Source organism: Streptomyces sp. NPDC057474 (genome assembly GCF_042802555.1).
In the GTDB taxonomy this organism is placed as follows: domain Bacteria; phylum Actinomycetota; class Actinomycetes; order Streptomycetales; family Streptomycetaceae; genus Streptomyces.
Map to the genome: position 1 here is coordinate 20317 of NZ_JBHVDX010000115.1, position 10350 is coordinate 30666.

Here is a 10350-nt window from a genome sequence, read left to right on the forward strand (position 1 = left end):
CAGCCCGACCCCAGCCACCGCCCACCCCCGGTCACGGCCCGACCCCAGCCACCGCCCACCCCCGGTCACAGCCCGACCCCAGCCACCGCCCACCCCCGGTCACAGCCCGACCTCAGCCACCGCCCACCCCCGGTCACAGCCCGACCTCAGCCACCGCCCACCCCCGGTCACAGCCCGACCTCAGCCACCGCTCGGTCTCGTTCGCTGTCGGTGACGCGTGCGAGGATCGGAGGCGTAGCCTCATGCCCGAACAGCACGCGTATGCGAATGGGGAGCAGTCATGGCCGGCAAGGCGCCGAAGAGTGATCCGGTTCAGGACGCGCCGCAGGTCGCGGAGCCCAAGCATGCGGCGGCGGGGTTGCCGGCGATCGGGCACACGTTGCGGATCGCGCAGCAGCAGATGGGTGTGAAAAGGACCGCGCTGACGCTGTTGCGGGTCAACCAGAAGGACGGCTTCGACTGCCCGGGGTGCGCCTGGCCGGAGCCGGACCACCGGCACGCGGCGGAGTTCTGTGAGAACGGCGCGAAGGCGGTCGCCGAGGAGGCCACGCTGCGCCGGGTCACCCCGGAGTTCTTCACCGCCCATACGGTGGCCGATCTCGCCACCCGGAGTGGCTACTGGCTCGGGCAGCAGGGGCGGCTCACGCACCCCATGTATCTCCCCGAAGGGGGCGACCGCTACGAGCCGGTGTCCTGGGAGCGCGCCTTCGACATCGTCGCCGAGGAGCTGAAGGCCCTCTCCTCCCCCGACGAGGCCCTCTTCTACACCTCCGGCCGGACGAGCAACGAGGCCGCATTCCTGTACCAGCTCTTCGCCCGCGAGTTCGGCACGAACAACCTGCCGGACTGCTCCAACATGTGCCACGAGTCCTCGGGCTCCGCGCTCTCCGAGACGATCGGCATCGGCAAGGGCAGCGTCCTGCTGGAGGACCTCCACAAGGCCGATCTGATCGTCGTCGCCGGGCAGAATCCCGGGACGAACCATCCTCGGATGCTCTCCGCGCTGGAGAAGGCCAAGGCGAACGGCGCGAAGATCATCACCGTCAATCCGCTGCCCGAGGCCGGCCTGGAGCGGTTCAAGAACCCGCAGACCCCGCAGGGCATGCTCAAGGGCGCCGCCCTCACCGACCTGTTCCTCCAGATCCGCATCGGCGGCGACCAGGCCCTCTTCCGCCTCCTCAACAAGCTGATCCTGGAGACGGACGGCGCGGTCGACGAGGCGTTCATCGGCGAGCACACCCACGGCTTCGCGGAGTTCGCCGAGGCCGCCCGCGCCGCCGACTGGGACGAGACGCTCACCGCGACCGGCCTCACGCGCGAGCGGATCGACGAGGCGCTGCGCATGGTCCTCGCCTCGAAGCGGACCATCGTCTGCTGGGCCATGGGCCTCACCCAGCACAAGCACTCGGTGCCGACCATCCGCGAGGTGGTCAACTTCCTGCTCCTGCGCGGCAACATCGGCCGTCCCGGCGCGGGCGTCTGCCCGGTGCGCGGCCACTCGAACGTGCAGGGCGACCGCACGATGGGCATCTTCGAGCGGCCCGCCCCGGCGTTCCTGGACGCCCTGGAGAAGGAGTTCGGCTTCGCCCCGCCCCGGGAACACGGCTACGACGTCGTACGGGCCATCAGGGCCATGCGCGACGACAAGGCGAAGGTGTTCTTCGCGATGGGCGGCAACTTCGTGTCGGCCTCCCCCGACACGGAGGTGACGGAGGCGGCGATGCGCCGGGCCCGGCTCACCGTGCACGTGTCGACGAAGCTGAACCGCTCGCATGCCGTCACGGGCGCGCGGGCGCTGATCCTGCCCACCCTGGGCCGCACCGAACGTGATCTCCAGGGCGGCGGCGAGCAGTTCGTCACCGTCGAGGACTCGATGGGCATGGTGCACGCCTCACGCGGGCGCCTGGAGCCCGCGAGCGGGGCGCTGCTGTCCGAGACGGCCATCGTGTGCCGGCTCGCCCGCCGGGTCCTCGGCGAGGACAGCCGGACGCCGTGGGAGGAGTTCGAGAAGGACTACGCGACGATCCGCGACCGCATCGCGCGCGTGGTGCCCGGATTCCAGGACTTCAACGCGCGCGTGGCCGACCCGAGCGGCTTCACCCTCCCCCACGCCCCGCGCGACGAGCGCCGCTTCCCCACGGCCACCGGCAAGGCCAACTTCACGGCCGCGCCCGTCGAGTACCCCGAGCTGCCGGAGGGCCGCCTCCTGCTGCAGACGCTGCGCTCGCACGACCAGTACAACACCACGATCTACGGCCTCGACGACCGCTACCGGGGCATCAAGAACGGCCGCCGGGTCGTGCTGGTCAACCCCGAGGACGCCCGGGCACTGAAGGTCGCCGACGGGTCGTACGTGGACCTGGTGGGCGAGTGGAAGGACGGCGTGGAGCGCCGGGCCGACGGATTCCGGGTGGTGCACTATCCGACGGCCCGCGGCTGCGCGGCCGCCTACTACCCGGAGACCAACGTCCTGGTGCCGCTGGACGCCACCGCCGATACCAGCAACACCCCGGCCAGCAAGTCCGTCGTGGTCCGTCTGGAACAATCGTCGACCGACTGAGCGTTTGCTCAGGAGGGCCGGCGCGCGACCGCCGGCGGCGCATTCGACGGACGACGGACGGAGCCCCATGGGCGAGCAGCACCACGCGAAGTTCCCGCAAGAGGTCATCGACGAGTACGCGACCCTCGGCATCGACCTCGTCGCGATGTTCTCCGCCGGGCACCTGGGCACCCGTATGGGCGTCCGGATCGTGGAGGCGTCGGCGGACCGGGTCGTCGGGACGATGCCGGTGGAGGGCAACACCCAGCCGTACGGGCTGCTGCACGGCGGCGCGTCCGCCGTACTGGCGGAGACGCTGGGGTCGGTCGGCTCCATGCTGCACGCCGGCAGCTCCAAGATCGCCGTGGGTGTCGACCTGAACTGCACGCACCACCGGGGCGCACGGTCCGGGCTGGTGACCGGTGTCGCCACGCCGCTGCACCAGGGGCGCTCGACGGCGACGTACGAGATCGTCATCAGCGACGAGGCCGGCAAGCGGGTGTGCACGGCCCGGCTGACCTGTCTGCTGCGGGACGCCCCGGCGGCGGGTGAGCGGGCGCGGACGTCGGACTGATGCGTGCGGGCGTGGGGCGGGCGGGGACGAAGGCCGCTTTGCCCCTGGTCCCCCATGGCGGACAGGCCCTAGCGTCGGGGCATGGGAACGGGAGGCGCCCCCTGGCCGGGGGCGGTGCTCGGGCTGGCGCTGCTGACCGGCGTCCTGGTCACCGGGTGCACGGAATCGGGGACGACGGGCGGCTCGACGACTGCGGCGGACGGCTCGACGGCCGGGTCTTCAGCCGCGGCGGACGACTCGACGGCTACGCGGGGCGGCGCCTCGCCGTCTCCGTCTGCCACCCCGCCCGAGGAACTGTGCGCGAAGCTCGTCGCGCACTGGTCGCGGGAGACACTGGACGGCGACACCTACGGGGACTATCAGTCCATGGGGCTGTCGAACGGGCAGTACGACATCCTGCGGGAGGTCGTGGACGCGGCACGGGCCGAGAAGAGGCGCGCGGGTCCGGCCGCGGCGCAGCGACTGATCGACCGGCGGGCGCGCGCGGGCTGCCGGGAGTGGTACCGCTCGGGCGGTCCCGGCGAAAGGCCCTGGCGGTGAGCGGAGTCGGTCCGGTGGAGCCGGGCGAGGGCACGCGCGCGTGGGACGCACCGGAAGCGGACACGCCACCCCCACCAAAGCCCCCTCACGGACGGTTCGCACAGGCGTACGCCCGGCACCGCCGCGCCGCGCTCGCGGGAGGGGCGGCCGTCGTCGTCCTCGCGGGCGGCGGCTATCTGTACGCCACCCGACCGGAGCCGGCACCGCCGCCGGGACCGACAATGCGGGAGACGCCGTACCCCTCCCAGGCGGTCGGCGTGAGCTACCTGGGCCCGGCGCCCCGGCCCGCCCGGGCACCACGCGAGCGCTTCGGATTCGAGCTGGAGCTGAGCGTGCTGTACGGCCCCCCGATCACGGTCGAACGGATGACCCAGCCCTACGCGGGGCTCTCCCTGCGAACGGACCCGCGCACTCCGTTCCGAATCGGGATGAAAGACCCCCGAAAGATCGTCGTCACCATGCGCGTCACTGAATGCGGAAAAGTGCCGGAGAACGCCGGACTTCCTTTCCTGGACGTAACTCTACGTAATACGCGCGCAATAGAAGCGCACAGCTTCATCTTGGGTGAGCGCTACGCGCAGGACCTCTCCGACGCCCTTCAGGTCGCCTGTAGCAACGAATCCATGTCATCACCAAAAACCTGAACACTCCTGAACCTACCCGCGTCGACCCTGCACGTTCTCACCATGTGGACAGGGCGAATCGGCCCGAATTACGCACATCCACCCACCGAGTACCGCTCTGCATTACCTCGTGTCATAACAAGAGCGTCACAGCCTTGGCCAGACCCTCCTACACATTCCCCACACCCGCTTAGAGTCACGCCCAGTCACCGCGCCAACGGAATCGAAGTCACGTCTTCGGCCCAGCGCTCGACTCGGCCGCTTCCAAACAGGAAGGGCCGCGCCAGGGAAAGGACTGACCGTGCGTCAACGTTCGCTCATCGCCATCACCGCCGCGCTGGCGGCGGGAGCACTCACACTCACCGCCTGTGGATCGCGTGACGAGGGCAACGGCGGCTCGGACACCAGCGATGGCATCAAGGTCGTCATCGGCGTCGACGCCCCGCTGACCGGTGACCTCTCCGCCATGGGCCTCGGCATCAAGAACTCCGCCGACCTCGCGGTCAAGACCGCCAACAAGGACAAGTACGTCGAAGGCATAACCTTCGAGATCGACGCCCTCGACGACCAGGCGCAGCCCTCCTCGGGCCAGCAGAACGCCGTGTCGTTCGTCGCCAACAAGGACCTCCTCGGCGTCGTCGGCCCGCTGAACTCCGGCGTCGCCGAGTCGATGCAGAAGGTCTTCGACGACGCCAAGCTCGTCGAGGTCTCCCCGGCCAACACCGGCCCGACCCTCACCCAGGGCGCCGACTGGCAGACCAAGAAGGTCCGCCCGTACAAGTCGTACTTCCGCACCGCGACCACGGACGCCGTCCAGGGCCCGTTCGCCGCGCAGTACCTGTACAACGATGCGAAGAAGAAGAAGGTCTTCGTCATCGACGACAAGAAGACCTACGGCGCCGGCCTCGCCGCCACCTTCACCAACGAGTTCAAGAAGCTCGGCGGCGAAGTCGCCGGCACCGAGCACATCAACCCCGAGACCAAGGACTTCTCCGCGGTCGCCACCAAGGTCAAGACCTCGGGCGCCGACGTCGTCTACTACGGCGGTGAGTACCCGCAGTCCGGACCGCTCACCAAGCAGATCAAGGCGGCCGGCGCCAACATCCCCGTCGTCGGCGGCGACGGCATGTACGACCCCGAGTACATCAAGCTCGGCGGCACCGCCAGCACCGGCGACCTCGCCACCTCCGTCGGCGCCCCTGTCGAGGAACTGCCCTCCGCCAAGGACTTCGTCGCCAACTACAAGGCCGAGGGCTACAAGGACAGCTACTCCGCCTACGGCGGCTACTCCTACGACTCGACGTGGGCCATCATCGAGGCCGTCAAGAAGGTCGTCGAGGACAACGACGGCAAGCTTCCCAAGGACGCCCGCGCCAAGATCACCGAGGCCATGCAGAACGTCGCCTTCGACGGCGTGACCGGCAAGGTCGCCTTCGACGAATACGGTGACACCACCAACAAGCAACTCACCGTGTACCAGGTCGAAGGCGGCGCGTGGAAGGCCGTCAAGTCCGGCACCCTCGCCGACTGACCCCACCCACACACCCATGAGCCGCGCGGGGCGCCGCACCAAAGCGCCCCGCGCGGACTTGCATCCGGTCACATTCGTCGAACATCCGAAAGTCTCGGAGGACATGCGGTGAACGAACTGCCGCAGCAGCTGGTCAACGGCCTGCTACTAGGATCCATGTACGGGCTGGTCGCCATCGGCTACACGATGGTCTATGGCATCGTCCAGCTCATCAACTTCGCCCACGGTGAAATCTTCATGCTGGGCGGCTTCGGAGCCATCACGGTCTACTTGTACGTGCTGCCCGACGGCACCACCATGTGGGTCGCACTGCCGATGATGCTCGTCGGCGGCATCATCGTCGCCGTACTCGCCGCCGTGGGAGCCGAACGACTGGCCTACCGCCCCCTGCGCACCGCCCCACGCCTGGCCCCCCTCATCACCGCCATCGGCCTCTCCCTGGCCCTTCAGCAAGCGGTGTGGGCGTGGTACCCGGACGCCAAGGAGTCCATCAACTTCCCCCAGATCGAGGGCGGCCCCTTCGAGATCGGCAACGTCACCATCCAGACCGGTGACATCTTCCTGCTCATCGCAGCCCCCATCAGCATGGCGGTCCTCGCCTACTTCGTCATGAAGACCCGCACCGGCCGCGGCATGCAGGCCACCGCACAGGACCCCGACACCGCCAAACTCATGGGCATCAACACCGACCGCATCATCGTGGTCGCCTTCGCCCTCGGCGCCGCGTTCGCCGCCGTCGGAGCCGTCGCCTACGGCCTCAAGTACGGCCAGGTCCAGTTCCGCATGGGCTTCATCCTCGGCCTCAAGGCCTTCACCGCAGCTGTCCTCGGCGGCATCGGCAACATCTACGGCGCCATGCTCGGCGGCGTCGTCCTCGGCCTCGCCGAAGCACTGTCCACGGCCTACATCGCCGACATCCCCGGCATGGCACAGTTCGGCAGCCAGTCCTGGGCCGACGTCTGGGCGTTCGTACTCCTCATCCTCGTGCTCCTGTTCAGGCCACAGGGCCTGCTCGGTGAGCGCGTGGCGGACAGGGCGTGACACCGATGACCACAAACACCACCGCCTCCCCGGCACCCACCACCAAGCACGACACCACCCCCAGGGGTCTCGTCGGCATCCCCGAGAACATCGGCCGCGCCCTCGCCACCGGCGGCGGCGTCCTCGCCGTGATCTCCGCCTTCCTCTCCTGGACCTGGACCGCCGCATTCCCCGGCAACCTCACGGTCTACGGATACCCCGGCGGCCTCCAGGTCCTCGTCCTCATCGGCGGCGCCCTCACCGCCCTGTTCGGCCTCGCCTCCTACGGCATCAAGGGCCTGCGCTGGCTCGTCCCCGCCGGCGCCGACAGCGCCCTCAAACTGGCCGCACTCGGCACCTTCGTCACCGCCTGGTTCACGATCATCGCGATCAGCGTCCAACTCGGCGGCCTGGCCAACCTCGAACCCGGCGGGTACGTCGTGGCCGTCGCCACGCTCGTCGCCCTGCTCGGCGCACTCGCCCTGCCCTTCACCCGGCCGGAACCCGAGATCGCCGACCCCGAGGACACCGCCTGGGAAAATCTGCAGCTGGGCGGCCGCAACACCTGGGCCGTCACCAAGGCCTGCTTCGCCACCGGCACCGCCACCCCGGCCCGCGCACTCCCCGCCTACGCCGAAATCCTCATCATCATCGCGGCCATGGCGCTCGGCCTGATCGTCTTCACCTACGGCATCGGCACCGAATACGACGAACTCTTCGTCGGCTTCATGCTCACCGCCGGCTTCGGCTTCGCCGCCATCGCCAAAGCCGGTCTCGCCGGCCGGGTCTCCGCGGTCACCACCAAACACCGCACGATCACCATGACCGGCGCATTCGTCGCGGCCGCCGCATTCCCCTTCACCCAGTCCGACGACCAGTACGCGACCATCGGCGTCTACATCCTGATCTTCGCCACCGTCGCCCTCGGCCTCAACATCGTCGTCGGCCTCGCCGGCCTCCTCGACCTCGGATACGTCGCCTTCCTCGGCGTCGGCGCCTACACCGCGGCCATGGTCTCCGGCTCCCCCTCCTCCCCGTTCGACATCCACCTGCCGTTCTGGGCCTCCGCCATCCTCGGCGCCGCCGTCGCCATGATCTTCGGCGTCATCATCGGCGCCCCCACCCTCCGACTGCGCGGCGACTATCTCGCCATCGTCACCCTCGGCTTCGGTGAGATCTTCCGCATCGCCGTCCTCAACATGGACGGCACCTCCGGACCCGACATCACCAACGGCTCCAACGGCATCTCCTCGATCCCGAACCTCAACATCCTCGGCTTCGACTTCGGCCAAGAGCACACCATCGCCGGATTCACCATCGCGCGATTCGCCAACTACTTCTTCCTGATGCTCTTCATCACGCTCGTCGTCGTGATCGTCTTCCGGCGCAGCAGCGACTCCCGCATAGGCCGCGCCTGGATCGCCATCCGCGAGGACGAGACAGCCGCACTCGCCATGGGCATCAACGGCTTCCGCGTCAAGCTCATCGCCTTCGCACTCGGCGCCGCCCTCGCCGGCCTCGCCGGCACCGTCCAGGCCCACGTCACCTACACCGTGACACCCGAGCAGTACCAGTTCGCCGCGGTCGTCCCGCCCAACTCGGCCTTCCTGCTCGCGGCAGTCGTCCTCGGCGGCATGGGAACCATCAGCGGCCCGCTCGTCGGCGCCGCACTGCTCTACCTCATCCCCGCCAAGCTCCAGTTCCTCGACGACTACCAGCTTTTCGCCTTCGGCCTCGCGCTCGTCCTGCTGATGCGCTTCCGCCCGGAAGGCCTCATCCCCAACCGGCGCCGCCAGCTCGAATTCCACGAAGACGCCGAAGCACCCACAGTCCTCAGCAAGGCAGGGGCCTGACCACATGACAACCGACACCACCAAGGACACCGCACCCGGCGCCACCGCCCCCGGCGAAACCGTCCTCGACGCCCGCGGCGTCACCATGCGCTTCGGCGGCCTCACCGCCGTACGCAACGTCAACCTCACCGTCAACAGCGGCGAGATCGTCGGACTCATCGGCCCCAACGGCGCCGGCAAGACGACCTTCTTCAACTGCCTCACCGGCCTCTACATCCCCACCGAAGGCGAAGTCCGCTACAAAGGCCAGATCCTGCCGCCCCAGTCCTTCAAGGTCACCGCGGCAGGCATCGCCCGCACCTTCCAGAACATCCGTCTCTTCGCCAACATGACGGTCCTGGAAAACGTGCTCGTCGGACGCCACACCCGCACCAAGGAAGGCCTCTGGTCCGCCCTCCTGCGCGGCCCCGGCTTCCACAAGGCCGAAGCCGCCTCCCGCGCACGCGCCATGGAACTCCTGGAGTTCGTCGGCCTCGACGCCAAGGCCGAACACCTCGCCCGCAACCTCCCCTACGGCGAACAGCGCAAGCTGGAGATCGCACGGGCGTTGGCGAGCGAACCCGGCCTGCTCCTCCTCGACGAGCCCACCGCCGGCATGAACCCCCAGGAGACACGAACGACCGAAGAACTGGTCTTCGCCATCCGCGACAAGGGCATCGCCGTCCTCGTCATCGAGCACGACATGCGGTTCATCTTCAACCTCTGCGACCGCGTCGCCGTCCTCGTCCAGGGCGAAAAACTCGTCGAGGGCGACAGCGCCACCGTGCAGGGCGACGAGCGCGTCGTCGCCGCCTACCTCGGCGAACCCTTCGAAGACGCACCCGGCCAGGACGAGGTCGCCGAAGTCGAGGCCGCCGAAGCACACGCCGCGCCCACGAAGGACGCCGCGCCCGGCAAGGAGAACGACCGATGACCGCACTCCTCGAAGTCGACGACCTCCGGGTCGCCTACGGCAAAATCGAAGCCGTCAAGGGGATCTCCTTCAAGGTCAACGCCGGCGAAGTCGTCACCCTCATCGGTACCAACGGCGCCGGCAAAACCACCACCCTGCGCACCCTCTCCGGCCTGCTGAAGCCGGCAGGCGGCCAGGTCAAGTTCAACGGCAAGTCACTGAAGAAAGTCCCCGCGCACGACATCGTCGCGCTCGGACTCGCCCACTCCCCCGAGGGGCGGCACATCTTCCCGCGCATGACCATCGAGGACAACCTCCGCCTCGGCGCCTTCCTGCGCAACGACAAGCCCGGCATCGAGAAGGACATCCAGCGCGCCTACGACCTCTTCCCCATCCTGGGTGAACGCCGTAAGCAGGCCGCCGGTACGTTGTCGGGTGGCGAGCAGCAGATGCTGGCAATGGGCCGCGCCCTGATGTCCCAGCCGAAGCTGCTGATGCTGGACGAGCCCTCCATGGGCCTCTCCCCCATCATGATGCAGAAGATCATGGCCACGATCGCCGAACTGAAGTCCCAAGGCACCACGATCCTGCTCGTCGAACAGAACGCGCAGGCCGCGCTCTCCCTCGCCGACCAGGGCCACGTCATGGAGATCGGCAAGATCGTCCTCTCCGGCACGGGCTCCGACCTGCTCCACGACGAGTCGGTCCGCAAGGCCTACCTCGGCGAGGACTGAGGTACGGCATCGCGTACGACGAGGCCCGCGCCCCCTTTCAGGTG

At 68.7% G+C, this 10350-nt stretch carries 9 protein-coding genes; all 9 read left to right on the top strand.

Annotated elements, in window-relative coordinates; translation table 11 throughout:
• Positions 1-280 precede the first annotated feature (280 nt).
• Complete coding sequence (locus ACFU53_RS27930; protein WP_383998006.1) at positions 281-2560, top strand: FdhF/YdeP family oxidoreductase; 2280 nt, start codon at positions 281-283, stop codon at positions 2558-2560.
• 67 nt (positions 2561-2627) lie between these two features.
• Complete coding sequence (locus ACFU53_RS27935) at positions 2628-3113, top strand: PaaI family thioesterase (RefSeq protein ID WP_383998009.1); 486 nt, start codon at positions 2628-2630, stop codon at positions 3111-3113.
• A gap of 81 nt (positions 3114-3194) precedes the next feature.
• Positions 3195-3653, top strand: coding sequence for a hypothetical protein (locus ACFU53_RS27940; RefSeq protein WP_383998011.1), 459 nt, complete (start codon positions 3195-3197; stop codon positions 3651-3653).
• Positions 3650-4297 carry a Tat pathway signal sequence domain protein gene (locus ACFU53_RS27945; protein WP_383998014.1) on the top strand — a complete coding sequence of 216 codons (648 nt, stop codon included), beginning with the start codon at positions 3650-3652 and terminating at the stop codon, positions 4295-4297. Before ACFU53_RS27940 ends, ACFU53_RS27945 begins: the two co-directional genes overlap by 4 nt.
• Positions 4298-4577: 280 nt before the next feature.
• Positions 4578-5807: a branched-chain amino acid ABC transporter substrate-binding protein gene (locus ACFU53_RS27950; RefSeq protein ID WP_383998017.1), complete on the top strand. Its 1230-nt coding sequence runs from the start codon at positions 4578-4580 to the stop codon at positions 5805-5807.
• A gap of 108 nt (positions 5808-5915) precedes the next feature.
• Positions 5916-6848 (top strand): branched-chain amino acid ABC transporter permease, encoded by a 933-nt coding sequence (locus ACFU53_RS27955; protein ID WP_383998020.1) that lies wholly within the window; start codon positions 5916-5918, stop codon positions 6846-6848.
• Positions 6849-6853: 5 nt separating this feature from the next.
• A complete protein-coding gene (locus ACFU53_RS27960; protein ID WP_383998023.1) occupies positions 6854-8680 on the top strand; it encodes a branched-chain amino acid ABC transporter permease in 1827 nt (608 codons plus the stop codon).
• A 4-nt stretch (positions 8681-8684) separates the two neighbouring features.
• Positions 8685-9593: an ABC transporter ATP-binding protein gene (locus tag ACFU53_RS27965; RefSeq protein ID WP_383998026.1), complete on the top strand. Its 909-nt coding sequence runs from the start codon at positions 8685-8687 to the stop codon at positions 9591-9593.
• Positions 9590-10306 carry an ABC transporter ATP-binding protein gene (locus tag ACFU53_RS27970; protein ID WP_383998029.1) on the top strand — a complete coding sequence of 239 codons (717 nt, stop codon included), beginning with the start codon at positions 9590-9592 and terminating at the stop codon, positions 10304-10306. The genes ACFU53_RS27965 and ACFU53_RS27970 overlap by 4 nt, the downstream gene beginning before the upstream one ends.
• Positions 10307-10350: the final 44 nt, after the last annotated feature.

What these genes read in the sequence shown, in the direction of transcription:
- ACFU53_RS27940 (WP_383998011.1), top strand. Translation starts at nt 3,195, where the DNA reads ATGGGAACGGGAGGCGCCCCCTGGCCGGGGGCGGTGCTCGGGCTGGCG.
- ACFU53_RS27960 (WP_383998023.1), top strand. Translation starts at nt 6,854, where the DNA reads ATGACCACAAACACCACCGCCTCCCCGGCACCCACCACCAAGCACGAC.
- ACFU53_RS27970 (WP_383998029.1), top strand. Translation starts at nt 9,590, where the DNA reads ATGACCGCACTCCTCGAAGTCGACGACCTCCGGGTCGCCTACGGCAAA.
- ACFU53_RS27965 (WP_383998026.1), top strand. Translation starts at nt 8,685, where the DNA reads ATGACAACCGACACCACCAAGGACACCGCACCCGGCGCCACCGCCCCC.
- ACFU53_RS27930 (WP_383998006.1), top strand. Translation starts at nt 281, where the DNA reads ATGGCCGGCAAGGCGCCGAAGAGTGATCCGGTTCAGGACGCGCCGCAG.
- ACFU53_RS27935 (WP_383998009.1), top strand. Translation starts at nt 2,628, where the DNA reads ATGGGCGAGCAGCACCACGCGAAGTTCCCGCAAGAGGTCATCGACGAG.